Origin of the sequence: Denitrovibrio acetiphilus DSM 12809, assembly GCF_000025725.1 — a bacterium.
GTDB classification, from domain to species: Bacteria; Chrysiogenota; Deferribacteres; order Deferribacterales; family Geovibrionaceae; genus Denitrovibrio; species Denitrovibrio acetiphilus.
Map to the genome: position 1 here is coordinate 1 of NC_013943.1, position 25,051 is coordinate 25,051.

Genomic DNA, 25,051 nt, shown 5'->3' on the forward strand with positions numbered 1-25,051 from the left:
AACCGTTCTTTAATAATTCAGGATTTACTATTAGTATGGATGAAAGCAGTATTTGGGAAGAGGTTCTTAAAAACCTCCAGAGTGAACTTGATGAAAGCGAGATAAAGACGTGGCTTGAGCCGCTGACTATCGCAGAACTGAGAGGGGATATGATAACCCTTTCCGCTCCTAATAAGTTTTATAAAAAATGGACAGACGATAAGTTTCTTAAACATATAAAGAAAGTTTTTAATAATACCCTCGGTATAGATGCTGACGTAACAGTTGTTGTCGGTGGCGTGAAAAAACCGCATACACAGGAAGCCGCAAGCGTTCCTGCCGGTGCTCCTGTATATGTTCATAAAAACGGTTCAGGGCTTAACAGAGATTATACATTCGCTAATTTTGTCGCAGGGGGCTCTAACGAGTTTTCTTTCTCTGCCTGCGAGGCTGTTTCCGAAGGGCAGTTTATGCAGTATAATCCGCTGTTCATATATGGCGGTTCAGGTCTCGGGAAAACTCACCTTATGCACGCAGTCGGCAACCGTATCCTTGAAAAATTTCCTAAGATGAAAGTTCTTTACATAACAAGTGAGACTTTCACTAATGACATGATCAACTCTCTGCGTACCAGAAAGATGGAGGAGTTTCAGGCGAGATACCGCACAATAGATGTTCTCCTTTTTGACGATGTGCAGTTTCTTTCGGGTAAACAGAGAAGCACAGAGGAATTTTTTAATACCTTTAACGCATTATACGATAATCAAAAACAGATAATAATAACCAGTGACAAAACCCCTGCTGAGATTCCCGACATGGAAGACAGGCTTAAAAGCCGGTTTGCATGGGGGCTTATCGCAGATATACAACCCCCCAGCACAGAAGAGAAGACAGCTATACTTATGAAGCGTGCTGAGTTTATGGGGCTGAAGCTCCCGGGCGAAGTTGCCCTCTTTATCGCTGAAAACATGATTACCGAGAACGTAAGGGAACTTATGGGGGCACTTGTGCGGCTTTCTGCTTTTGCGTCTTTCCATAAACGCGGGCTCACGATAGATCTTGCTAAAGATGCGCTTGATAAGTTTATAGTAAAAAAAGATAAGATGGTATCCTCAGACGATATTGTGAACGCTGTCTGCAAGTATTTTAATGTGAAGATGGCTGATCTGCGCTCTAAGAAACGTACGAAGAGTATTTCGTTTCCAAGGCAGATAGCAATGTATATGCTGCGCGAGAAGCTGAACCTGTCATTGCAGGAGGTCGGCTCAATCTTTGGCGGGCGTGACCACTCCACTGTGCTTCATGCGGTGAACTCAATCGCCGGTAAGCATGAGGAGAGTAAGGAAATTCAACTAATAATCTCCACACTGGAGAAGGATCTTTACTGTCAGTCCTAAAAGTTGTTGAAAAGTATCATAAGCAGACAGTCATACTGATTTTCAAAAATTAAATTAAAATATGAATATTTCAATTGAAAAGCCGGCTCTTAGTGAACCGGCTTTATCTATTTATGCGTGGATGAATGAGTTAATCACAGCTTTAGAGCTTATAAGTCATTGCGAGGAATGTAATGACGAAGCAATCTCAGGATTAACTAACGAGTCCAGAAACTGCCACAGCCCTGCGGGCATCGCAGTGACATATTTTGCATATGCTCTAGCTGTGAAGCAATAGAACCACGGGTTTACCCGTGAGAATCTATGACGATCGATTATTAGAATATAAATTTTTCTGTAGAGAGTCTTTCGTCTATTATTTTTGCGATACGCTCTTCCTCTTCAACTGTGTCAGCTACAAATGTTGCACTGAAACGCAAGAAGTTACCTGCGTCATCCCAAGGCACAGAAGAGATAAGTTTCTCTCTGATGAGATAATCACAGAACTGTTCGCCTGATTCAAATTTACGTCCGGACTCTGTAGCTTTAGGAATGCCGAAGTAAAGGTAAAATGATCCTTTGGGTTCTTCGACGCTGAAGCCGTTTTTGCGGAGTACATTTGCAAGCATATTGAGTCTTCTGCCGTATTTTTCCTTTGTCGGTGCGATGAGCTCGGGGTGCTCCAAACAGTAACATGCTGCTTTCTGAATAGGTATGAACTGACCTGAGTCATTGTTGTCTTTGACTGTTGCAAAAGCTTGTACGAGATGTTTGTTACCGCATACAAAGCCTATCCTCCAGCCTGTCATGTTGAACGACTTTGAGAGAGAGTGTATCTCTATACCAACGTCCATCGCTCCGTCTACAGATAAAAATGAGGGCTGTTTCTCGCCGAAGGTCAGCTCAATGTATGCCGCATCAGAGATCACAGCAATGTCGTATTTCTTGGCGAAAGCCACAACTTTTTCGTAAAATTCTTTAGGAGCCAGAACACCGGTAGGGTTGTTAGGGTAGTTAAGGTAGAGGAATTTCGCACGTTTGCAAATATCCTCAGGGATGCTGTCGAGATCCGGCAGGAAATTATTTTCTTTCAGCAGCTTAACATTATATACTTCACCGCCGAGGTATTTTGTAGTTGTGCCAGAGACAGGGTAGCCGGGTACAGTCATTATTGCCACATCGCCGGGGTTAATAAGTGCCAGCGGGAAGAGGGCAAGTGCGGGTTTTGAACCTATACAGTGGTTGATCTGCGTTGAAGGGTCAAGCTCGACACCGAATCTTGTTTTCATGTACTCAGCAGAAACAGACTTAAATCCGTCAATACCGTTGTCGGAATAAAATCTGTTTTCACGTTTTTCCGCTTCCCTCTGGAGGACTTTTACTACATCGCCGTGAGCCATAGCATCAGGCTCGCCAACACCCATGTCTATAAGCTCCATATCAGGATTATCCTTAATGGCGGCTCTTTTTGCACGCTTGATTTTTTCGAATTTGTAGATAGTGGTATCTTTACCAAACATTTTTCCGCCGAGTCTTTCGGCAATCAGGTTCTCCATAAAAAGGCTCATTTTTCTCTCCCGGAAGTATTTCTGCCGTCGCCGCAAACCTCACATTCATCGCAGATGTCTGCTTTGCACGGCTCGATGTATATATTTACATCAGAGTCTTTAAGACTCTTTTTGATTCTGTTTTCTATATCTGTACGCAGGTCGTTAGCCTTCTGAAGGCTCATCCCGTTCCACAGCACAAGGTGCATATCTATGAAGCGTTTCGTCCCTGCTTTTCTGGTGCGGAGCTTGTGTACCTCTACGATGTCTTTGCTATGGCTGTTGATTATCTCTTCGACAATTGCCAGCTCATCATCAGGGATAACTTCATCCAGCAGATCTTTGGTCACATTGAAGTTGAGTCTTATTGCTGAAAAGATAATATATACTGCAATGAGTGCACTTACAAGTGAGTCTATCAGATGATAACCGGTAAATTTGATAATAAGCAGTGCCACTAGCACTCCGCCGTTCGTGAGGAGGTCAATTTCGTAGTGCAGGCTGTCCGCTTCCAAAACCTGTGATTTCTCTGCTTTTGCCACTTTACGCAGGAAGATAACGAGGAAGAGTGTGGCAAACATAGAAAAAAGCATAACGTATATGTTGATGCTGATATCTGTTATCACCGCCTGCTGCTCTACATTCGTGTACGCTTTATAAAATATATAAATACCGGAGAACAAAATCAGAAATGACTGGATCTGTGCTGCAAGGGGCTCGAATTTTGTGTGACCGTATGGATGATTTTCGTCAGGCGGCTGGTCAGAGACCTTTACTGCCACATAGTTAACGCTGGAAGAAATGATATCAAGGATTGAGTCCAGAGCCGAAGACAGAACAGCAAGCGAACCTGTCAAAAGACCTATTGTTGCCTTTGTAATAGCTAAAACACTGGCTGTTGCGATTGATACCTTTGTAGCGGTAAGCTTTGTTACTCCGATCGCTCCTGCTCCTCGTCTTTTGGTCTTCCATAGAAATTAAACCATACACTGAAAAGTCCTACCAGAGAGATAATGAGTATAATCGGGGGTTCAGAAAAAATAAATATGAAAATGATAGCCTTTATAATGGGCAGAACTTTGAAGCGGTTCATCCAGAAAAGTATTATGTCGAACCCCTGAAATGCATACAGGGTCATAAGTATCATTGCAAAATTGATTCCGGTAAAGCGGAGGAAAAGAGATGAAGTGAATACCAGTGCAAGAGACGCTATCAGTGCCCAAACCAAGTTGTCCGGAAGACGAAAATTCTCATGCGGGATGTTTTTGATTTTTGAAAAAAGACGCAGGGCTATGAAGGCGGCAAAAACCGTGTACATGTAATTGAATGCAGGGAATACAAGAACTATGGAAAGTGCTGCCTGATTTCTGTTTTCGTCAATCTGAGTAAAATACGGAGACTGAGTCATCGGCGCATTTGCCTCTTTAGCTGCATCCATAAAGGTCTTCAGACCGTTAGAAGCAAATTCAACAAGTCCCTCTCTGTATGAAGCGAAACCGTAGATTATGACAAAAGTTACAGCAAAAGAGAGAAGTGCCGCCCCGGTCGCCGGGAGCCACGAAGTATAGATTTTTTTGCGCAGACAGTATCTTATAAAGACTGCTGAAAAGACAGGAGATATAATAAAGAAAGCAGCCAGAACATGATTGAACACAGCAAGCCCTGCAACAAGGACAACGAGCATGGTGTCATATCTTCTGTCACGTTCCTGATGTGCAAAGTACAGCAGAAGTACAAGGGGGCTGAAAACAGCCGCAACAAGACCAAACTGCGGGATAACAGCATTGGAAGCAAAAAGTATTACAGCGATAAGCGGGTATAAGGCTATGTGCATATTCATATTTTTGTCATTAAAAAAAAAGGGGAGCAGATGCTCCCCGGTTATTATTTTGTAAGGCTGAACGGAAGAAGAGCTATGATTCTTGCCGTTTTAACTGCTGTAGCAAGCTGACGCTGGTGTCTTGCACATGTGCCTGTCAGTCTGCGTGGCATAATTTTGCCGCGTTCTGTAACGAATTGTCTGAGCAGTTTTACATCTTTGTAGTCTATATCTATAGTTTCTGTGCAGAATCTACAAACTTTTTTACGCTGAAATCTGCGTTTTACAAAAGCCATTAAATCCTCCTAAAATGGAATGTCGTCTTCGTCGATAGTGTCAGCGGACGGCTCTTTAAAGGAACTGGAATCATTCCTGTTGTCATCTCTTCTGGATGATACAAACTGGATGTTCTCAGCAACCACCTCATGCTTGCTCCTTTTCTGGCCTTCCTGCTCCCAGGTATTGTATGAAAGCCTGCCTTCGATAAGCAACGGCATACCTTTTGTAACGTATTCGCCGCACATTTCAGCAGTTCTGCCGAATGTAACTATGTCGATAAAACAGGTTTCTTCTTTGTCTTTAGTTTTTCTGTTTACAGCCAGACCAAATTTAGCAACGGGGAGATCACGTCCCGGTATATAACGGACTTCCGGATTCCTAGTTACATTGCCCAGCATCATTACTTTGTTCAGAAAACCCATAAGATACTCCTAGAGAAGAGAATTAGTCAGCGGACTTTTCAGTCTCTTCTTCTTTTGTTTCAACTGCGGGAGCTTCAGGTGCTTCGCTTATAGTCTCAGCCTGAGCTGGAGTTTCAGCGGGGGCTTCTGCTGGTGTTTCAGCAGCCGGAGCTTCTACCTTTTTCTCCTCTGTTGTTTCAGATTGCTCTGCATCCTCTCTTGGTTTCCTAGGACCGCTAGGTTTTTTCCCGTAACGTTTAGGACCGGATGTGTCTCTTTTAGGGTTGAGTTTAAATTTCTTTTCGTCGATAGCCACAACAACAAATCTGAGAATGTTTTCATTGTAACGGAATCTGAGATTGAGTTCGTCATGATACTCAGTGCTGGCTTCGAACTGGATAAGAAAGTATACGCCTTCTCTGAAGTTTTCTATGTCATATGCCATAGTCTGCTTGCCCCAAGGCTCAACTTTAAGAATTTTACCGCCGTGCTGTTCAATATTGCCTTTATAGAACTCAAGCTCTTTGTCGAGTTCCTCCTGTGGCAGATCAGGACGGACGATGAATACGGTTTCGTAAGTGTTCATTTTTCCTCCTTCATGGTCTTACGCAGTTGCGCACCTATATGTACACGCAACAAAGGTGGTCGAACTTTATAACGTTACTCACGCTATTATGTCAACACTTTATTGCAGGCTGCTCCTTTCCGGTTGTGTAATACATTATTGTTTAAAAGTTAAAGTTATGGCAATCTCAGTTAATGTATTCTGCGTATACTTATTGTATGTAGCCTCTGAGTGATATGGTATTAATACATGGATATTTCACTTAGGGTTGACGATGAAAAATAAAACAACGGATAGAATTAACAAATGTCAGGTATTGAGAAAACAATAAAACTAAATGTTGAAACTGGTAATATGCGTCTTGATGCTTATATAGCGGATAATACAGACATCAGCAGGTCTTTTGCCGAGCGTCTGGTGACGGATGAATTTGTGAAGGTGAACGGTGTATCAAAACCAAAGAAGTATAAAGTCAAATCCGGAGACAGTATTGTAATTGATGTTCCAAGGGAGGAAGTGCCTGAGCTGACACCCGTAAAAATGGACATAGAAATAATTTACGATTGTGATGAATTTGCCGTGATAAACAAGCCTGCGGGCATAACAGTACACCCCGCACCCGGACATGCGGATGATACAATAGTGAATGCGATGCTGGCAGAATTTGATATTACCGATGATAACGACCTGCGACCGGGGATTGTGCATCGGCTGGACAAAGATACATCCGGGCTTATGATAGTTGCGAAGAATAGAAAATCTAGGGAAGTGTTATCAAAAGTCTTTGCTGACAGGGATATAGACAAAAGATACCTTGCTGTTTGCTGGGGAAAACCCAAAGAGTTAGAGTTCACGATCGAGCAACCAATTGGTCGTCATTATAAAGACCGAAAGAGGATGTGTGTACGTGAGGATGGACGATATTCAAAAAGTGGTGTACGTGTTTTAAAACAAAACAACAATGCATTTCTCGCTGAAATACGCATCTTCACTGGACGAACTCACCAGATAAGAGTACATATGAGTCATGCAGGATTCCCCCTTGCCGGGGACGTGGTTTACGGACATCGTCAATCGTTGAAATTGCCTATAAAAAGGCAGGCTCTGCACTCTTTTCGGTTAGCTTTTGTGAGTCCTTTTACAGGGGAGGATATGGTCTTTGAGTCACCACTTCCGCTTGATATGAAGGAACTTATAATAGGACTTAAATTATAGTAATTTTTGAACTCACGCTTGTTTGATTTCAATGTGAATGACAGGCGGTTAAACCTGAAAAGTTTTAATCCTAAAACGATGTTTCTTGTTGACACCCCCGCTGTGTTCGTGATAGATACTGCATACTGTATACAAAATACAGAGGTGATGTATGAGTGGATATTTGCCTATAGTGTTATTTCTTTTGGTAGCGTCAACGCTCGGCTTAATTGTTATGTTTGCCGGAGCCATTATACGTCCTAAGAAATACGAAAAAGTGAAATTTAGTGTCTACGAGTGCGGTATGCCGCCACTCGACGAAAACAGAAAGCGCCTTAATGTGAGATTTTATATTATCGCTATGCTGTTTGTGATCTTTGACGTGGAGACAGTCTTCCTGTTTCCGTGGGCCGTGGCGTTTGACATGATCGGCCTGTTTGGACTTATCGAGATGATCTTATTTCTCGTAATACTTGTCTTCGGCTATTTTTATGCTTGGCAGAAAGGAGCGTTAGAATGGGCTTGATCGATGGTAAATTACCAGAAAACGTTTTAACTACAAGTATTGATAACGTTATCAATTATTGTAGGAAAGGCTCTATTTGGCCTGTGACATTTGGTCTTGCCTGCTGCGCGATCGAAATGATGGCGACTGGTGCTGCGAAATTTGACCTCGACAGAATGGGGATCATATTTCGTGCTACACCAAGACAGGCTGACCTTATGATTGTGGCTGGTACAGTTACAAGAAAGATGGCTCCTGTCGTCAGAAAGGTTTACGTTCAGATGCCGGAGCCAAAGTGGGTTATCGCTATGGGGAGCTGTGCTACCTCAGGCGGTATCTATGACACATACTCTACAGTTCAGGGTGTGGACGAAGTGATTCCTGTGGACTTTTATGTTCCCGGGTGTCCTCCCAGACCAGAAGCACTGCTAGATGCAATAGTAGCTCTCCAGTCAAAAATAATGACTGAGAAAGTTCTCAGGAAGTAAGGGGAAATACTATGACGTTCGAGCAACTTACTGAAAAACTGTCTGCACAGTTCCCTGAAAAGCTTAACTGCTACACAGAGTTCAAATGCAACTTTATCAAAGTGAAGGATTCTTCTGTTTATAAAGACGTGCTGCAGGCACTGTTTACAGAGTTCTCCTTCAAGTATATGGTCGACGTTGTTGCAACACACTGGCCCAAAAAGCGTGAGAAGTTTGAAATAACAAACAATCTGTTCTCTATAGAGAATAAGCTCAGGGTCTTTGTTAAGACTGCAAGCGAAGACAACAAGTTCCCGACTATCACAGATATCTGGGCAGGTGCCAATCTGATGGAAAGGGAGCAGTACGACCTTGTCGGTGTTATTTTCGAAGGACACCCAGACCTCAAAAGAGTGCTTCTGCCTGAGTTCTTTGAAGGACACCCTCTCAGAAAAGACTTTCCGCTTAAGGAGAGAACCTGGTTCAACAATGCTGATGAACAGGGTCTCGGACTTAAGTTTACAAGGTAGGGGCTGAAAATATGAGTAGGATAGAAAACGTATCGGAAGTAGTAACCATAAACATGGGACCTCAGCACCCCAGTACACATGGTGTTTTGAGACTTATTGTAGACCTTGACGGTGAGACTATCGTCAATGTTGAGCCTGACGTGGGCTTTCTGCATAGAGGTACCGAAAAACTTGCTGAAAACAGAACATATCATCAGACAATTCCTCTTACAGACAGACTCGACTACTTATCACCTCTTTCAAATAACCTTGCATATTGTCTTGCTGTAGAGAAATTTTTTAATGTTGAAATTCCGGAAAGAGCTGAATATCTCAGAATTATTCTTACTGAAATGTCCAGACTCGTTTCCCACTTAGTATGGATCGCAACTCACGCACTCGATATAGGTGCTATGACAGTGTTCCTTTACGCCTTCCGCGAACGTGAAGAGCTGCTCGACCTGTTTGAAATGGGAACAGGACAGCGTATGACATCTTCATGGATGAGGATTGGCGGCGTAAGAGAAGATATGCCTGAAGAGTTTTATACTACTCTTGCAGACTTCGTCAGCAGATTTGAAGCAAACGTTGACACATATGAAAATCTTCTTACAACCAACAGGATATGGATGGGTCGTACAATAGGAATTGGTCACCTCACTGCTGAGGAAACAATGGTCTATGGTACATCAGGCCCTCTTATGAGAGGTTCCGGTGTTGATTTCGACCTGAGAAGGGACGAAACCTACAGCATCTATGACAGATTTAACTGGGAAATCCCTGTTGAACAGGAAGGCGATACATACGCCAGATATAAAGTCAGAATGAAAGAGATGCGCGAATCAAATAAAATTCTCGCTCAGGCTCTCGAACAGATGCCGGCTGAAGGCGAAGTTATGACAGACGATCCACGTGTGTCTATGCCTAAGCATGAAGATGTCTATGAGCGCATGGAAGCTCTTATTAGAAGATTTTATATTGTTTCCAAAGGCTTCAGACCTCCGAAAGGCGAAACCTATCAAGGCATAGAGGGAACCAAAGGCGAGGTTGGTTTTTACCTTGTCAGCGAAGGGGAAGAGAGACCTTACAGAATGAAGATCAGATCCCCCTCATTTGTCAACCTTGGAGTTCTCAACAAAATGGCTAAGGGTCACATGCTGGCTGACCTTGTTGCTGTCATCGGTACAAATGACGTTGTACTCGGTGAGATCGACAGGTAAGGGGAAGCAGATATGGCAGAAAATGAAGTATTAGTAACTCAGGAATTCGATCCGACAGTATGTGACGAGATATGTGAGCAGTATAAAGACTGGGCGGGAGCAACAATACCTGTTCTTCAGAAAACTCAGGATGCTTACGGATTTCTCTTCCCGGAACTCGTAGAGAGAATTGCGGACAATCTGAATATGTCACCGCACCAGATTTACGGTGTGATAACCTTTTACGCACAGTTCTATACCAAACCAAGAGGTAAATATATCATAAGGGTTTGCAGAGGGACTGCTTGCCACGTTCAGGGTTCAGGGCGTATCTCTGAGATTGTTAAAGAAGAGTTTAAAATTAGTAACGGTGAAACAAGTGGGGATCTTAAGTTCACACTTGAAGAGGTTTCCTGCATCGGTGCATGCGGTATGGCTCCCGTTATTATGATTAATAATAAAACTTACGGTAACCTTAAACCTGAAGATGCCAGAAAGATCTTCAGGGAATATGCGAACCTTCCGGAAGATCAGGGGTAGGTTATGAACGAATTTAAAACAGATCACGTTGAAGTTCACGTCTGCATGGGAACCGCAGGGGTTGCCTCAGGCGCGATAGAGGTTATGGCTGCCCTCGACGAACAGTTCGAGAAGCATGGTCTCAAAAACGCTGAATCGAAAGAGAGAAACTGTGAAGCCAAGCAGACAGGATGTCGGGGACTGTGTGCCCGTGACGTGCTTATTGATGTATATATGCCTGGCGAAAAGTCCATCACATATGAGCATGTTACTGCTGAGATGGTTCCTACCATTGTTGAGGAACACATTATCGGTGGTCAGGTCGTTGAAAAGTGGGCGGCTAAGGCTGACTACTTCCAGTTCTATGATAAACAGAAGCGCTATGTGCTTCATGACTGCGGTCGTGTAGACCCAGAGAGCCTCGAAGACTATGTAAAACTCGGCGGATACGAAGCTATCAAAAAAGCTATCACTATGAAGCCGGAAGAAGTTATTGAGGAAGTTAAAGCGTCAGGGCTTCGTGGTCGTGGGGGCGGTGGCTTCCCGACAGGTCTTAAGTGGACATTTTGCCGTGGAGCTAAAACTGAAGATCATAAATATCTCATCTGTAATGCGGATGAGGGTGACCCTGGAGCGTTCATGGATCGTTCCATTATCGAGGGTAACCCCCACGCTGTTATAGAAGGTATGCTTATAGCTGGATACGCAATCGGGTGTGACGAAGGTTACATATACTGTCGTGCTGAGTATCCTCTTGCTATTGAGCGTGTAATAAAAGCTATCAAAGATGCGGAAGCTGCCGGATATCTCGGCAAAGGTGTTTTCAGCTCTGACTACAACTTCAAACTGAAGCTGAAAGAGGGTGCCGGAGCATTTGTCTGCGGTGAAGAGACTGCACTTATCGCATCTATTGAAGGCGAAAGAGGGATGCCGAGACCAAGACCTCCTTTCCCTGCTGTCCGTGGGTTGTGGCAGAAACCGTCTAACGTTAACAACGTTGAGACATTCGCCAACCTCCCGAACATAATCCTTAAGGGTTCAGGATGGTATTCCGGAATAGGTACAGAGAAATCAAAAGGTACAAAAATCTTTGCACTTTCAGGAAAGATTAAGTCCAGCGGTCTTGTGGAAGTTCCTATGGGAATTACTGTGCGCGAGCTCATTTTTGACGTTGGCGGTGGTATCCCGAAAAAGAGAAAATTCAAGGCTGTTCAGCTTGGCGGGCCATCAGGTGGCTGCCTTACTCCTGACCACCTTGAGACACCGATAGATTACGACTCACTAATAGCTGCGGGTGCCATGATGGGTTCCGGCGGTGTGGTTGTTATGGATGAAACAAACTGCATGGTTAACGTTGCGCAGTTCTTCCTCACATTCACTCAGAGAGAGTCATGCGGTAAATGTATACCATGCCGAATCGGTACTAAGACAATGCTTGATATCCTCGACAGAATCACAACCGGTAAAGGGCGTGAGGGAGACATCGAACTGCTCCAGCAGATCGGTGAGGACATCAAGACATCTTCACTTTGCGGTCTCGGACAGACAGCGCCTAACCCGGTACTTACTACTATTAAGTACTTCAGGCACGAGTACGAGGCGCACATCAAAGACAAAAAATGCCCTGCAAGGGAATGTGCGGAGCTGATAGAATTTGTCGTTGTGAACGAAAGATGTAAGAAATGCGGTCTCTGTAAAAAAGCCTGCCCTGTTGATGCTATCACATGGGAAAAGAAGCAGTTTGCAGTTATCGACAACGAAAAATGCGTTAAGTGTCGCGAGTGTATCGTGAACTGCCCATTTAACGCGATAGATTAGGACCGAGGAGAATTTCAGTATGCTTACTGTAAAAATAAACGGAAAAGAGGTTGAGGTTCCGGCTGGGACAACGATACTCGATGCCGCAAAAGAGGCAGGAGTTCATATTCCCGTGCTTTGCCACGACTCCAGACTCAATCCATTCGGTGCTTGCAGGGTCTGCCTTGTTGAGCAGGTTGGTATGCCTAAGCTTCAGGCTGCATGTACAACCCCAGTCACCGACAAAATGGAAATCATAACTGAATCTGAAAAGCTCTCCAGAGTGCGTAAGACAGCGGTTGAACTGCTTCTTATAAATCACCCCCTTGACTGTCCTGTTTGTGACAAAGGTGGTGAGTGTACTCTGCAAGACCTTACATATGAAGTTGGTGTAACAAAAGTTCGCTTTGACGCTGTACCTAATGACACTCCTGTTGACCACACTAACCCTTTCATAGAAAGGGATATAGACAGATGTGTTCTTTGCGGACGCTGTGTGCGTATTTGTGACGAGGTTGTTAATATTCAGGCGATTAGTTTCCTGAACCGTGGTACAGACACTATGATCGGTACCTCTTTTGAACAGCCTTGGAACTGTGAATACTGCGGTCAATGTATTAGCGTATGTCCTGTCGGCTCACTCAACAACAGGGTTTATCTGTTCAAAAACAGACCATGGAATCTGGAAAGTGAAAAGACGATATGTGGTCTCTGCTCTTGCGGATGTACTGTGAGCATCGACTACGAAGGGAACGAAGTCTTCCGCATGAATGATATGCCGGAAGAGGGCGTTAATCACGGATACATGTGCGCTAAAGGCCGTTTTGGTTTCGACTTTATGAATAGTGTAAAGCGCGAGACTGAGGCTCAGGTCAAAGTTAAAGGCGAAGCTAAAAAAGTTTCTGTAACGGAAGCTGTTGAATATGCCGCTGATAAGATAAAAGGGGTTTCAAAAGAGAGTGTTGCTCTCGTCGTCTCCCCAAGACTTACAAATGAGGAAGCTTTCCTCGCTGCTAAGCTTGCGTCTGCTATCGGTACTTCAAATGTCTTTTCAACTGAGACTGACGAAATTATGCCGGAAGGCACATATGAGGATGTAGAGAACAGTGATGCTCTTACAGTCCTCAATATAAACGTAACAGAATCCAATCCTATTCTCGGACTCGCTGTGAGAGTTGCCGCAAGGAAAGAGGGGAGTTCACTTCTTGTCTTCTATCCAAGCATGACTGCACTCAGAAGGGTTTCCACAAAATTTGTGACAGGCAACCCTGAGAAACTTGCAGAAGAGATGGAGAAATTCTGCGCTGCTATGGGCGGAGCTGACAATGAATACGCTGCTGATGCCAAGCTTATGCTTGACGCTGAGAAGCCTGTTCTTGTGTTTGACCCGCACAGTAAAGCAGATGCTTATATCGCACAAGAGATCAAGAAGGCTTGCAGCAAAGTCAAACTTGTTCCTGCCAAACACAAAAATAACTCAGTCGGCATTGTCGACATGGGCTGTGGTGCTAAATCTCCTGCGGAGTTTGCAGCGGGCGTCGAGTCCGGAAAAATCAAGGCTGTCGTTTGTCTCGGTGAAAACATTGTGACAAGAACAGGCTGGAGCAAACTTTCAGGAGCACTTCAGAAACTTGATCTGCTTATGGTTACCGATCCTTTCATGAGCGACACCGCAAAGCTGGCAAATGTCTACATCCCTGTAGCTACTTTTGCAGAGAAGAACGGTTCTTTTACTAACCTTGAAGGACGTGTTCAACTTGTCAGTAAAGCTGTAGACAAAGGCGTCCCAAGTGATGCCGAGGTGCTGGCTGCATTAGGAAAGGAATTCGGTGCAGAGCTTCCTGCGGATGCTTATTCCGTGAGAAAGCTTATTGAGAAAGAGGTGAAACTTTATTCCGGTGTCGAGTGGGACGGCGGTACTGTTCCTTATCCATCAGTTTTCAAAAAAGACATGGAAAAAGCAGCGGTTACAGCTAAAGGCAGCGGCAGGTTCTACCTTTATCCCGCCAGCCTCAGGCTGCATTCAGGTTCTTACACAAGATGGTCGCCAGACCTCGCGAAAGTATACGGTTCACCGGTGCTTGAGGTAAGCGTTGACGACGCAAAGGAGATGGACCTTAAAGACGGTGACACCGTCAAACTTAAAGGGGACAGCTTCACTGGTGAGTTTGTTGTTGAGATAGATAAGCAAATGACCAAAGGATGTATATCACTTCCTGAGGACTTTGCTGATACAGCCGACATCTTCTCCAACGGAAGATACTTAAAAGCGGAAATTATTAAGTAATGAAAGTTATAGATAAGAGGTAGGGGAATGGTACTCGCGATTGTCTTCACACTAATCAAGATACTGATTATAGTCGTGTGCACGCTTATCGGTGTAGCCTACATGACCTATGCTGAAAGAAAAGTAATTGGTCATATGCAGGTTCGTCTCGGTCCGTCACACGTGGGTCCTAAAGGACTATTGCAACCCTTGGCCGACGGTCTGAAACTCTTTGCTAAGGAAGATGTGACTCCGGATATGGTTGATAAACCAGTATTCTATGTTGCTCCTTTCCTTGGGATGGTTCCAGGTCTTGCAGCCTTTGCGGTTATACCTTTTGCCGATGAGATGACTCTCTTCGGTATGAAGGTTCAGCCTTATGTATCTGATATCAATGTCGGTCTCCTGTATATACTGGCACTCTCATCAGTGGGCGTGTACGGTATTATTATGTCCGGCTGGGCTTCAAACTCGAAGTACTCTACTATGGGGTCACTCCGTTCGACAGCTCAGGTTATCAGCTACGAAACATCTATGGGACTTTCACTTATCGGCCCTGTTCTCCTTGCCGGCTCTCTGAGCCTAAAGGGCATCACTGATGCACAGGCAGGTATGTGGTTTGTTGTCCCTCAGTTTGTTGCATTTGTCATATTTGTTATCTCCGCAGTTGCGGAAACAAACAGAGCTCCTTTCGACCTTCCAGAGGCTGAAACAGAGATTGTGTCCGGATTCCACACAGAATACTCTTCCATGAGATTTGCTATGTTCTTTCTTGGGGAATACGCAAACATGTGGGTTATTGCTTGTGTGTGCGCCATTATGTTTCTTGGCGGTTACAACGGACCACTTCTTCCGCCGCTGGTTTGGTTTTTTATCAAGGTTCTTGCGTTCATGTTTCTGTACCTGTGGCTCAGAGCTACACTTCCAAGGCTCAGATATGACCAGCTTATGAACCTCGGATGGAAAATACTTATTCCAATCGCGCTGGCGAATCTGCTTATAACAAGCATTATCGTCTATGCGGTAAGGAATTAAGGGGTAGTGAAATGAGAAAGAACATATTTGAAACAATCTTCTTAACTGAAATCCTGAAAGGGCTCAGCATTACCCTCTCGCACATGTTTAAAAAACCTGTGACATATAAGTACCCTTATGAAGCTACTCCTATTATGGACAGATTCAGAGGGATTCAGTATATCAAAACACACGAAGACGGCAGGACAAAATGTGTGGGATGCTACCTCTGCCAGAAGGTCTGCCCTTCAGAGTGCATCCACATAGAAACTGACTGCGGTCCTAACGGTGAGAGGCTTATCAGGAAGTATGAGCTTGATCTCTCCAGATGTATCTATTGCGGATACTGCGAAGAGGTCTGCCCTGTTGACGCCATCCATATGGGGTGGGAGTGGAACACTGTTGACTCAAACAGAGACAACTATGTTATCAACATGAAGACACTTTCCCAGAACTACAAGGACAACCTTGAAGGTAACTGGAAGAATAAGCACCTCAAAAAGAAACTTGTTGAAGGAGTTAAGCAATGAACGCAATTCTGGCAAACATAGGATTCTGGGTGCTGGGAATCACTGCGGTTGTCTCTGCTCTGTTTCTCATAACCAGAGAAAACCCGGTACATTCAGCACTATGGATGCTACTCACATTTTTTAGTGTGGCTGGCATCTTCGTACAGCTTGACGCCGAGTTCATTGCGGCTATTCAGGTAATGGTATATGCAGGAGCTATTCTTGTACTGTACATGTTCGTTGTGATGCTGCTTAACCCGAAGTCAAACGGTTTTATCAAAATGCCGTTTAAAGTCGTTCTCGGAGGAATTGTTGCTTTCATAGTATTCCTTCAGATCGTAATGACTCTTATGGGGGCTGACATCATCAAAACGGCAAAGCTGACAGGAATTGCAGATCCGCATAACTTCGGAAATGTGAAAATGTTCGGTATAGACCTTTTTACAACATACCTTGTGCCTTTCGAGATAGTCTCTATCATGCTTCTCGTAGCAATGATCGGCGCAATCGTAATAGCAAAAAAGGATTAAGGGGGAAAAGATGCTTACGCTTGCACATTATCTTGTCCTGAGCGGTATCATCTTTGCCATTGGCATGGCTGGTGTTCTTGTCCGCAGGAACCTTATAGTTATGTTCATGTCACTGGAATTGATGCTTAACGCTGTTAACATCAACCTCGCAGCCTTTTCGAACTATCTACAGTCCATGACCGGACAGATATTTATCGTGTTCGTTATGGCTGTGGCTGCTGCTGAAGCCGCTGTTGGTCTCGCTCTGATCATTACTATGTTCAGAAACAAGCAGACCATTAACGCTGATGAAATTAATACAATGAGAGGATAGAGGTAGGTTATGATATTTGCAGTATTAACACTACTCGGGCCGCTTGTTGCCTTTTTGATAAATGGTCTTCTCGGCAGAAGATACATCAAAAATCTTGCACCAATCGTTGCCATAGCAGGTGTTAGTGTTTCCTTTGTCTGCGCTCTGATATTGTTCTACCTTGTTTCTCAAGGTTTCAGTGTAGACGGCACACTTTACACCTGGGTCGTAGCGGGTAAACTCAGTATTCCTTTTGGTATACTTGTCGATCCGCTGTCATCCATCATGCTTATAGTTGTTACAACAATCTCTCTGATGGTTCACATTTACTCCATCGGATATATGCACGGGGATCCTGGATTCTGGAGATTCTTTACATATCTTTCAGTGTTCACACTTTCCATGCTTGTGCTTGTTCTTGGTAACAACTTCCTTATGCTCTTTGTCGGCTGGGAACTTGTGGGTCTTTCTTCGTACCTGCTTATCGGTTTCTGGTTCCACAAAAAGAGCGCAGCTGATGCATGTAAGAAAGCTTTTGTTATGAACAGAATCGGTGACTTCGGTTTCTATATCGGTCTCCTGCTGGTGATCGTTACATTTAGAAGCGTTAACTACTCCGATGCTTTCAACTCTGAAGCTATTCACCATATAAAAGAGGCGGGCTTTATGCTTTTCGGCATGAAAGTTTCCCTCATCGACCTTATGACATTCGGTCTGTTCTGCGGGGCAATGGGTAAATCTGCTCAGTTTCCTCTGCACACATGGCTTCCGGATGCTATGGAAGGTCCTACACCGGTTTCCGCTCTTATCCACGCGGCAACAATGGTTACTGCCGGTGTTTACATGGTTGCACGCTGTAACGCTCTCTTTTCTGAAGCGCACATGACATCACAGTTCATCGTGTTTGCGGGTGCTATGACAGCATTCCTCGGTGCTTCAATCGGTCTTACACAGTATGACCTTAAGAGAATTCTTGCCTACTCCACAGTATCACAGCTTGGTTATATGATCATGGCTACTGGTGTTGGGGCATACGTTGCTGCGATTTTCCACCTTTTCACACACGCAATGTTCAAAGGTCTTCTCTTCCTTTGCTCAGGTTCTGTTATGCATGCTATGCATGACCAGCTTGACGTCAGGCTCATGGGTGGTCTGAAAAAGAAGATGCCTTTTACACACTGGACATACCTTATCGGTTGTATCGCCATCGCAGGTATTCCGCCTCTGGCTGGTTTCTGGTCTAAGGATGAAATCCTCGCCATGACCTTTGCAAGCGGACATAACATAGCATGGTTTGTTGGTACTGCTGTTGCAGGTATGACAGCATTCTATATGTTCAGATCTTACTTCCTCGTGTTCCAGGGAACACCGAGAGACCAACATCTGCACGATCACGCTCACGAATCACCATTTTCAATGTGGGGACCGCTTGTGTTTCTCGCATTCCTCTCAATATTTGTGGGACTGGTATTCGGTTATCCGCTCGAAAACGGATACATACATACTTTCCTCGGACCAGTGCTTACACCTGCACATGCGCATCCGCACCACATGGCACACTCAACAGCGACAATGCTGATGATTCTGTCTATTGCTGTGGCTGCTGCGGGTATATTTGTTTCTTATCTCTTCTATGTTAAGAACTTCCCTGCACTGCCTGAGAAGACTGTGAAGACATTCAAGCCTCTGCACAAGTTCCTGCTTAACAAATGGTACTTCGACGAGCTTTATGACTTCCTCTTTGTTCATCCTATCGTGATGATCTCCAACATACTCTGGAGAGCATTCGATGTAAATGTCATCGACTTCACTGTTAATGCATTCGGGCGTGTTCCGATGTGGTTCGGCGGTGTTGTAAGGCATATACAGACAGGACGTATACAGACCTATATCTTTACTATGGTCATTGGTATAATCGTCTTTGTCACAATATTCTATACAGTGTAAGGGGGATGAAAAGATGATGGGAAATATCCTTAGTATCCTTATTTTCTTCCCGCTGGTGGCGGCACTTTTCATCCTTATATTCTTTAGGGGCGGAAAGTCTACCATGTGGGCTGCTTTTGTGGCATCAGTGATTGAGTTCATAATAACACTGCCTCTGATGGCCAACTTTGATAAATCTAATCCCGGCATGCAGTTCGTAGAAAAACTCGACTGGATACCCGCTCTCGGCATACAGTATTCTGTGGGTGTCGATGGGATATCTATCTTAATGATTTTTCTGACAACTCTGCTGACAGCGATAGCAATACTCGGCTCATTCACATATATCCAGAAGAGGCAGAAAGAGTTCTACATAGCTATGCTTGTCCTTGAGACAGGTATGGTTGGTGTGTTCCTTGCTCTTGACTTCTTTCTCTTCTACATACTCTGGGAAGCAATGCTTATCCCAATGTATCTGATAATTGGTGTTTGGGGCGGTAAGAGAAGAATATACGCTGCTGTAAAATTCTTCCTGTATACCTTCGCAGGTTCCGTTCTTATGATGATCGCTATTATAGCGCTTTATTTCAAGCACGGTTCGATAACAGGAGAGTATACATTTGACATACTGAAGATTACTGCCCAGCACGCAAGCTATGGCATGAGTTTTCAGATGCTCATATTTGCAGCTTTCTTCCTCGGCTTTGCTATAAAAGTACCGATGTTCCCACTGCATACATGGCTCCCTGACGCACACGTTGAGGCGCCTACAGCAGGATCTGTTATCCTTGCTGGTGTACTGCTTAAGATGGGTACTTACGGTATGCTGAGATTCTGTCTGCCTATGACGCCCCTCGCATCTATCAAGCTGATGCCGTTCGTTGCTGTGATGTCTGTTATAGCGATAATATACGGTGCTCTTGTTGCGATGGTGCAGAAAGACATCAAAAAACTTGTTGCATACTCATCTGTTTCACACATGGGTTTTGTAACACTCGGTATATATGCTCTTAACCAATCCGGTATTGAAGGCGGTATCCTCCAGATGTTTAATCACGGTATTATTACCGGAGCGCTCTTCCTTCTGATCGGTCTGGTCTATGAAAGAACGCATACAAGGGAGATAGCTGACTATGGTGGCATCGCTAAGAGCGTACCTGTGTTTGCTACAATCTTCCTTATCTTTACTATGGGCTCTATAGGGCTTCCGTCTATGGGTGCATTTATCGGTGAATTCCTCGTGCTTGTGGGCGCGTTTCAGGCTTTTTCCGACTGGGCAATCCTCGCTGCAATAGGTGTGATTTTCTCCGCCGTTTATATGCTGTGGGTTTTCCAGCGTGTATTCTATCAGTCACTTAATACTAAGTGGGAAAAACTGAAAGACATGAACCTGAGAGAAGTAATATACATCTTCCCTCTGCTCATAATAGTGTTCTGGGTTGGTATGTATCCTGAGACTTTCACTAACTACATGCACGCAAGTGTACAACATCTCGTCGACCACATGCAGTCTGCTGCAGTGGCGATGAAGTAAGGGGAGGTTAAAAGATATGTCACCACAAGGAATATTAAATCTTCTGTCTATTTACCCAGAAGTAATAATGACCGTGTTTGGACTTGTGCTTGTCGTGCTTGATGTCATGACAAAGGACGAGAAGAAATCCATGGTCGGATACTTCGGGATAGCGTTTATAATAATTACCGTGCTTATTTCCTGGCCGCCGGTTGGGAAAAAATTCCTCGGTTTCGGGAACATGGTAATGTGGGACTCGTACTCTTTTGTGTTCTTTCTGATTTTCGGTATAGCATACACACTTACAGCCCTTGGCTCTGTGAGCTATCTGAAAGAAAACGGAATACTCAAAGGCGAGTTCTATTCGATACTGTTTTTCAGTATCATCGGAATGATGTTCATGGTTTCAGCATTTGACCTGACAGTGTTCTACGCTGGTATGGAAACAATGGCGATCTCCATGTACATAATGGCTGGATTCAATAAAAAGTGTGTAAGGTCTACAGAGGCTGGTATTAAGTACTTCATTATTGGTGCTTTCTCATCCGGTATCTTTCTGTACGGGCTTACATTTGTATATGGCTCAACCGGCTCTATGAACTATCTTGAGATTGCAGCTGCACTTAAGGGCGGAGCTGCAGACCTTACAACATTTAAGTTTGGTCTTGTTCTCATGCTTGCCGGTTTTGCTTTTAAAATCTCTGCTGTACCTTTTCACATGTGGGCTCCTGATGTTTATCAGGGAGCGCCAACACCTGCTTCAGGTTTTATGACAGTGGCTCCGAAAGCCGCTGCTATGGGTGCACTGATAAGATTTTGCTGGATAGCACTTGAACCTGTGAGCGGTATGTGGGGGATGTTCTTCTCCATACTCGCTGTGCTGACTATGACATATGGTAACCTTGTTGCTCTTGCTCAGAATAATGTCAAGAGGATGCTCGGTTACTCTGCCATAGCTCATGCCGGATTTATGCTGATAGGTCTTGTTTCTATGAACCCTGAAGGTTACCAGTCTGTTGCATTATATGCGATAATCTATGCCTTTATGAACATAGGAGCATTTACCCTGCTGGGACTCGTTAAGAACAAAGGTATGATTGACGATGAGAGGATCGAAAGTTTTGCTGGTCTTTCCAAAAAGAACCCTATGTATGCTCTTGGTATGCTTATCTTTATGTTCTCACTCGCAGGTATACCGCCCCTTGCGGGATTTATCGGTAAATTTCAGATCCTTATGGCTGCTATGAAAGCCGAGCTGTACTGGCTCGCTATCATCGGCGGCCTTAACAGTGCACTTGCATGTTACTACTACATGCGTGTCACAATTTACATGTACTTCAAAGAGCCGGAGTACGAAGTGGATGCAACCGTTAGCCGCTCTGCATTTATCACCTCCTTCATCGGGGCAGTGATGGTGCTTGCGATAGGTTTCTTCCCATCGTTCTTTGTCAACCTTGTGAAGACACTGCTGGTGTAGGAGAGTTAAATGGAAGCAACAGTTGTAGAGGCTTTGAAAGAAGCCGCACAGAAAGAACAGCTTACTTATGACTTCTATGAGAAACTTCTCTCACTTGTATCTGAGCTGAGTGCCAAAAAGATCATTCAGGAGCTTATGGATACAAAGCAGAGGTTTAAGAAGGATATAGAAGACTCTATCATGTGTGGATGCCTCGATAAACTGGGGCTCGACTCAACATGTAAGCTTAGAGACCTTGGTATAGGCAAAACAGGACATTCTGAGGTCGTTAAACCTGACCTGAATGTTCAGGAACTCCTTCTTATTGCTATCAGGCACGAAGATACTTCAATGAAGTTCTATGAGAAGATGGCAGAGAAGTTTGCTGGTTCAGAAGCTGGTGAGGCTTTCACCAGACTTGCTTATGACGTTGCCTGTCACAAGAAAGACATACAGTACATCTATGATGATATTGTAAATATCGAGAATTAAGAGTAACTGCTCTTTAGATATTAAAATGGCCGCCTTTTACGGGCGGCCTTTTTTTATGCGGTCGAAGACAGGACACCACGCATTTATGCGTGGATGAATGAGCTAATCGCAGCTTTAGAGCTTATGGGTCATTGCGGGGAATGTAATGACGAAGCGATCTCAGGAACAATTACCGAGTCCAGTGAATGCCACAGCCCTGCGGGCTTCGCAGTGACGTATTTTGCATATGCTCTAGCTGTGACAACTAAGTTGTAACTTCGTGTGTTAAGTACGTGCAAAGCAATACAACCGCGGGGTGCTCCGTGGAAATCTACGCGTATATATACCAAAAATAATATTTAAGCACTATTTGAAATTTAACTGTACGTAACCGTAAGTATGATGCAGATCACTGTCACCCTAGGTTACCTGTTAGCTATCTATCAATTATTTGCATATCAGCATGAATTCAGCAGATACTGATGTTTCAGAATTCTTTTTATCCGGAGAGCTTGTGTCAAAAGAAGCTTTAGCTGAGCGCATTACAGGAGCCATTTCAAAAGGCATGTTGTCTGACGCGCCGGAAAATGTTATTGCAGACGGCTCGCAATTCTTTTTAGTTGACCTGCTGTAAGCAGTTGCAACTGCGCCTATCTGGGTAATCAATTCATTTTTAAGACCCTGCCTTGCAGCATCTATAATAGATTTACTCACGGTCCAGTTCACAGGGGACACTGAAATGTCAAAGGTGTTATCGTTCTCCGCCACTGAGTTTATGTCGTTGAGAAGCTTGTTATAGGGCTTCATGTTGTTGAACTCACAAGGCACATATATGTATCCTGAAAAGCCGTCGTCGTGACGAATTGAGTCCTGATACCGGTATTTAGGGGTGACACGATAGCTGTTAAATGTGCAGATTTCACTGTAATTTTTGACAACAGAAGCTATCTGTTCCATTTTGGCAATGGCGGTTGCAAAGGTTTCGGATGTCGCAGATACCGTTATAGTTGAAACCATAGTATCCGGAGCAACTGAATCTGTAACAGTCAGGGTGTCGTTAATGCGGAGCGGCATGTCCCCCGCAAAGGTTGTTGATCCTGCCGCTAAAGATAAAGCCAGAACTAAAAATAATCTCATAATGCACCTCATTCGTATGTTTTACCATTATATTTCAAAACTCTATTATCTACTTTAATATCTTTGTAACCAAGTGTAGCAGTCTCCAAAACCTGCATGTTAAATGAACTGATACGAGGCAGATCCTTTAGAACATCATAGCTGTAATCATTCTTCACATAGATATAAAGCGGGTACGTTCCATCTTCTCTGAATTTCCTATGATTAATTGTTGCTATTACGTCCTCTCTGCCGTCATTGTTAAGGTCTGCCCCTGCGGAGAGGAAGTCTGATTCCTGCGGGCGCAGCAACTCAGGAGTAAGGGACAGCTGTATTTTAACTGATTGGGTATAGGCGTATCTTTCAATAAGGGTGTGGTGGTGTATTCTGTCATAGTAAAAGTCACTTTGAGGGCTGAACCTGTGGTTTGCCGGCGCACATGCCAACACTGAAGATAAAAGTACAATCGAAATAATCACACGCATAAAAGCCTCCATAAAATATCAGACAACCGAAGCTCAGAAATTACTCCAGCGACATATCTCCGTTTTCTATCTCCTGAAAAGCTTCATCCGCTCTTTTATGAGTGAGTTCATGCTTAATAGTTTCTATACGCTCCTTCTGATAGGCAAGAATAGTTTTTTTGTCTATGCACCCTTTGACAAAGGCAGTTTTGACGTCCAGGTCATAGTCAATATTCAAAAACTGCATGTTCTTACGGATAAACACAGGTGCGTCCTTGTCATTTTTAAACATACTCACAAAAGTTTTTTCTTTCGGATCTTTGAGGCTCTTGTATTTATCCTGAATGGTGGCTTCGAGGATATAAGATAATTCATTTTCCATCTTCGGATAAGTATAATTCTTAGCCTTATCTATAGCTTCCAATCCTCCGGACTGATGATCAAACACGCACACCTGAGCTTCAACGGGCTGCATATACCAACTCGGTGCACCTTCAATATTAATTTTAACCTGAGAGATCATATATGATTTAAAAAGGAAAGCTGCAAGGGACTTTAAGATAGCAATTCCGATGGTTTCGATCATATCTATGCTCCTGAGGTCATTACTAATGTAAGGATAACATGCAGATTGACTGAAAGCAGGGTAATAATAACTGATGGCTGGAACTAAAGCGTTCAAGCGGAGAATCTATAAAAAATACGAAGTAGTATTTAGCTGCAAGTAGCTAATAGATATAAGTACGATAACTATTTAGTACCAGTTACAACATAGTCACCGTCTGCGATGCGTCTTTTGATAGTTTTCTTTAGTGTGTCTTTCTTATATGACGGTAGCCTGTCTATGAAAAGAACACCGTCCAGATGATCGATTTCATGCTGGAAAGCTCTTGCGAGGAAACCTTCCGCCTCCATAGTGTACGGCTTCCCGTTTTCATCCATAGCCTTAACTGTGACTTTTTCGGCACGGCGTACTGGTTCGTATTCGCCAGGAATACTTAAGCATCCTTCCTCGCCGACCTGTTCACCTTCAGCAGAAATAATTTCAGGGTTTATGACACGAAGAAGCATCCCTTCATTCTCTCCGGCAGAAGTATCAATGACAATAAGTCTTTTACTGATCCCTACCTGGGGGGCTGCAAGACCGACACCACTTCTGGCATGCATAGTCTCAACCATATTGTCCAGCAGCTCAGTAATTGACTCATCTATGCTATCCACAGGTTCGGCTTTAATGCGTAAAACCTTATCTGGAAATGTTTTAACTTCAAGAATCATGTTTCCTCCATGATGATAAAATAATTCATATCAAGAAAGTGTAAACAAAAAATTGTATTT

General features: G+C 43.9%; 29 protein-coding genes. 19 read left to right on the forward strand and 10 right to left on the reverse strand.

The annotated features are described in order from the left end of the window. Nucleotides 1-35 precede the first annotated feature (35 nt). Both dnaA and DACET_RS16160 read left to right on the forward strand, forming a co-directional pair. On the forward strand, nucleotides 36-1,376 hold the full coding sequence (gene dnaA / locus DACET_RS00010) for a chromosomal replication initiator protein DnaA (protein ID WP_013009356.1): 1,341 nt from the start codon (nucleotides 36-38) through the stop codon (nucleotides 1,374-1,376). Between the two features lie 61 nt (nucleotides 1,377-1,437). Beyond that, nucleotides 1,438-1,653, forward strand: a complete 216-nt coding sequence (locus DACET_RS16160; protein WP_013009357.1) for a hypothetical protein — start codon at nucleotides 1,438-1,440, stop codon at nucleotides 1,651-1,653. Nucleotides 1,654-1,693: 40 nt separating this feature from the next. Here the strand turns inward: DACET_RS16160 and DACET_RS00020 are convergent, their stop codons facing one another. From DACET_RS00020 to rpsF, 6 genes are read right to left on the reverse strand one after another with little or no spacing between them, the layout of a single operon-like run. After that, nucleotides 1,694-2,923, reverse strand: a complete 1,230-nt coding sequence (locus DACET_RS00020; RefSeq protein ID WP_013009358.1) for an LL-diaminopimelate aminotransferase — start codon at nucleotides 2,921-2,923, stop codon at nucleotides 1,694-1,696. Continuing rightward, on the reverse strand, nucleotides 2,920-3,843 hold the full coding sequence (locus DACET_RS00025; protein WP_013009359.1) for a cation diffusion facilitator family transporter: 924 nt from the start codon (nucleotides 3,841-3,843) through the stop codon (nucleotides 2,920-2,922). The genes DACET_RS00020 and DACET_RS00025 overlap by 4 nt, the downstream gene beginning before the upstream one ends. After that, the gene (locus tag DACET_RS00030; protein ID WP_169304160.1) at nucleotides 3,834-4,736 is read right to left on the reverse strand and encodes a DUF2232 domain-containing protein; all 903 of its coding nucleotides are present in this window, start codon (nucleotides 4,734-4,736) and stop codon (nucleotides 3,834-3,836) included. The genes DACET_RS00025 and DACET_RS00030 overlap by 10 nt, the downstream gene beginning before the upstream one ends. A gap of 50 nt (nucleotides 4,737-4,786) precedes the next feature. Continuing rightward, a complete protein-coding gene (rpsR, locus tag DACET_RS16085; protein ID WP_013009361.1) occupies nucleotides 4,787-5,017 on the reverse strand; it encodes a 30S ribosomal protein S18 in 231 nt (76 codons plus the stop codon). A gap of 9 nt (nucleotides 5,018-5,026) precedes the next feature. Further along, nucleotides 5,027-5,422, reverse strand: a complete 396-nt coding sequence (ssb, locus tag DACET_RS16090; protein ID WP_013009362.1) for a single-stranded DNA-binding protein — start codon at nucleotides 5,420-5,422, stop codon at nucleotides 5,027-5,029. Between the two features lie 22 nt (nucleotides 5,423-5,444). After that, nucleotides 5,445-5,987, reverse strand: coding sequence for a 30S ribosomal protein S6 (gene rpsF, locus DACET_RS15250; RefSeq protein WP_013009363.1), 543 nt, complete (start codon nucleotides 5,985-5,987; stop codon nucleotides 5,445-5,447). A 285-nt stretch (nucleotides 5,988-6,272) separates the two neighbouring features. On the opposite strand from rpsF, the gene DACET_RS00050 reads away from it, so the two are divergent. The 17 genes from DACET_RS00050 to DACET_RS16165 all read left to right on the forward strand — a co-directional run bounded on the left by DACET_RS00050 (nucleotide 6,273) and on the right by DACET_RS16165 (nucleotide 22,409). Beyond that, nucleotides 6,273-7,181, forward strand: a complete 909-nt coding sequence (locus DACET_RS00050) for an RluA family pseudouridine synthase (protein WP_013009364.1) — start codon at nucleotides 6,273-6,275, stop codon at nucleotides 7,179-7,181. Between the two features lie 151 nt (nucleotides 7,182-7,332). After that, nucleotides 7,333-7,686 carry an NADH-quinone oxidoreductase subunit A gene (locus DACET_RS00055; protein ID WP_013009365.1) on the forward strand — a complete coding sequence of 118 codons (354 nt, stop codon included), beginning with the start codon at nucleotides 7,333-7,335 and terminating at the stop codon, nucleotides 7,684-7,686. Further along, a complete protein-coding gene (locus DACET_RS00060; protein WP_013009366.1) occupies nucleotides 7,677-8,153 on the forward strand; it encodes a NuoB/complex I 20 kDa subunit family protein in 477 nt (158 codons plus the stop codon). The genes DACET_RS00055 and DACET_RS00060 overlap by 10 nt, the downstream gene beginning before the upstream one ends. Nucleotides 8,154-8,164: 11 nt before the next feature. Then, complete coding sequence (locus DACET_RS00065) at nucleotides 8,165-8,662, forward strand: NADH-quinone oxidoreductase subunit C (protein WP_013009367.1); 498 nt, start codon at nucleotides 8,165-8,167, stop codon at nucleotides 8,660-8,662. 11 nt (nucleotides 8,663-8,673) lie between these two features. Beyond that, nucleotides 8,674-9,861, forward strand: coding sequence for an NADH dehydrogenase (quinone) subunit D (gene nuoD / locus DACET_RS00070; RefSeq protein WP_013009368.1), 1,188 nt, complete (start codon nucleotides 8,674-8,676; stop codon nucleotides 9,859-9,861). A gap of 12 nt (nucleotides 9,862-9,873) precedes the next feature. Further along, nucleotides 9,874-10,380, forward strand: coding sequence for an NADH-quinone oxidoreductase subunit NuoE (gene nuoE / locus DACET_RS00075; RefSeq protein WP_013009369.1), 507 nt, complete (start codon nucleotides 9,874-9,876; stop codon nucleotides 10,378-10,380). 3 nt (nucleotides 10,381-10,383) lie between these two features. Then, the gene (gene nuoF, locus DACET_RS00080; RefSeq protein WP_013009370.1) at nucleotides 10,384-12,177 is read left to right on the forward strand and encodes an NADH-quinone oxidoreductase subunit NuoF; all 1,794 of its coding nucleotides are present in this window, start codon (nucleotides 10,384-10,386) and stop codon (nucleotides 12,175-12,177) included. Nucleotides 12,178-12,196: 19 nt separating this feature from the next. Continuing rightward, nucleotides 12,197-14,443 (forward strand): molybdopterin-dependent oxidoreductase, encoded by a 2,247-nt coding sequence (locus DACET_RS00085; protein ID WP_013009371.1) that lies wholly within the window; start codon nucleotides 12,197-12,199, stop codon nucleotides 14,441-14,443. A gap of 27 nt (nucleotides 14,444-14,470) precedes the next feature. After that, nucleotides 14,471-15,457, forward strand: a complete 987-nt coding sequence (gene nuoH / locus DACET_RS00090) for an NADH-quinone oxidoreductase subunit NuoH (protein WP_013009372.1) — start codon at nucleotides 14,471-14,473, stop codon at nucleotides 15,455-15,457. A gap of 11 nt (nucleotides 15,458-15,468) precedes the next feature. Then, entirely contained in the window at nucleotides 15,469-15,966 is a 498-nt protein-coding gene (gene nuoI, locus DACET_RS00095) for an NADH-quinone oxidoreductase subunit NuoI (RefSeq protein ID WP_013009373.1), read from the forward strand. Further along, nucleotides 15,963-16,475, forward strand: coding sequence for an NADH-quinone oxidoreductase subunit J (locus DACET_RS00100; RefSeq protein WP_013009374.1), 513 nt, complete (start codon nucleotides 15,963-15,965; stop codon nucleotides 16,473-16,475). Before nuoI ends, DACET_RS00100 begins: the two co-directional genes overlap by 4 nt. A gap of 10 nt (nucleotides 16,476-16,485) precedes the next feature. After that, nucleotides 16,486-16,788, forward strand: a complete 303-nt coding sequence (nuoK, locus tag DACET_RS00105; RefSeq protein ID WP_013009375.1) for an NADH-quinone oxidoreductase subunit NuoK — start codon at nucleotides 16,486-16,488, stop codon at nucleotides 16,786-16,788. 9 nt (nucleotides 16,789-16,797) lie between these two features. Continuing rightward, the gene (nuoL, locus tag DACET_RS00110; protein WP_013009376.1) at nucleotides 16,798-18,714 is read left to right on the forward strand and encodes an NADH-quinone oxidoreductase subunit L; all 1,917 of its coding nucleotides are present in this window, start codon (nucleotides 16,798-16,800) and stop codon (nucleotides 18,712-18,714) included. A 13-nt stretch (nucleotides 18,715-18,727) separates the two neighbouring features. Beyond that, nucleotides 18,728-20,227 (forward strand): NADH-quinone oxidoreductase subunit M, encoded by a 1,500-nt coding sequence (locus tag DACET_RS00115; protein WP_013009377.1) that lies wholly within the window; start codon nucleotides 18,728-18,730, stop codon nucleotides 20,225-20,227. 16 nt (nucleotides 20,228-20,243) lie between these two features. Continuing rightward, on the forward strand, nucleotides 20,244-21,683 hold the full coding sequence (locus tag DACET_RS00120) for an NADH-quinone oxidoreductase subunit N (protein WP_013009378.1): 1,440 nt from the start codon (nucleotides 20,244-20,246) through the stop codon (nucleotides 21,681-21,683). Nucleotides 21,684-21,692: 9 nt separating this feature from the next. Then, nucleotides 21,693-22,154 (forward strand): hypothetical protein, encoded by a 462-nt coding sequence (locus tag DACET_RS00125; RefSeq protein WP_013009379.1) that lies wholly within the window; start codon nucleotides 21,693-21,695, stop codon nucleotides 22,152-22,154. Between the two features lie 93 nt (nucleotides 22,155-22,247). Continuing rightward, nucleotides 22,248-22,409 carry a hypothetical protein gene (locus DACET_RS16165; RefSeq protein WP_169304161.1) on the forward strand — a complete coding sequence of 54 codons (162 nt, stop codon included), beginning with the start codon at nucleotides 22,248-22,250 and terminating at the stop codon, nucleotides 22,407-22,409. Between the two features lie 171 nt (nucleotides 22,410-22,580). Here DACET_RS16165 and DACET_RS00130 read toward each other — a convergent pair whose 3' ends face one another. From DACET_RS00130 to def, 4 genes are all read right to left on the reverse strand, one after another. Then, nucleotides 22,581-23,270 (reverse strand): SIMPL domain-containing protein, encoded by a 690-nt coding sequence (locus DACET_RS00130; RefSeq protein ID WP_013009380.1) that lies wholly within the window; start codon nucleotides 23,268-23,270, stop codon nucleotides 22,581-22,583. Nucleotides 23,271-23,278: 8 nt separating this feature from the next. After that, nucleotides 23,279-23,734, reverse strand: a complete 456-nt coding sequence (locus DACET_RS00135) for a hypothetical protein (protein WP_013009381.1) — start codon at nucleotides 23,732-23,734, stop codon at nucleotides 23,279-23,281. Nucleotides 23,735-23,774: 40 nt separating this feature from the next. Further along, nucleotides 23,775-24,299 (reverse strand): hypothetical protein, encoded by a 525-nt coding sequence (locus tag DACET_RS00140; protein ID WP_013009382.1) that lies wholly within the window; start codon nucleotides 24,297-24,299, stop codon nucleotides 23,775-23,777. A gap of 164 nt (nucleotides 24,300-24,463) precedes the next feature. After that, the gene (gene def, locus DACET_RS00145; protein WP_013009383.1) at nucleotides 24,464-24,991 is read right to left on the reverse strand and encodes a peptide deformylase; all 528 of its coding nucleotides are present in this window, start codon (nucleotides 24,989-24,991) and stop codon (nucleotides 24,464-24,466) included. Nucleotides 24,992-25,051: the final 60 nt, after the last annotated feature.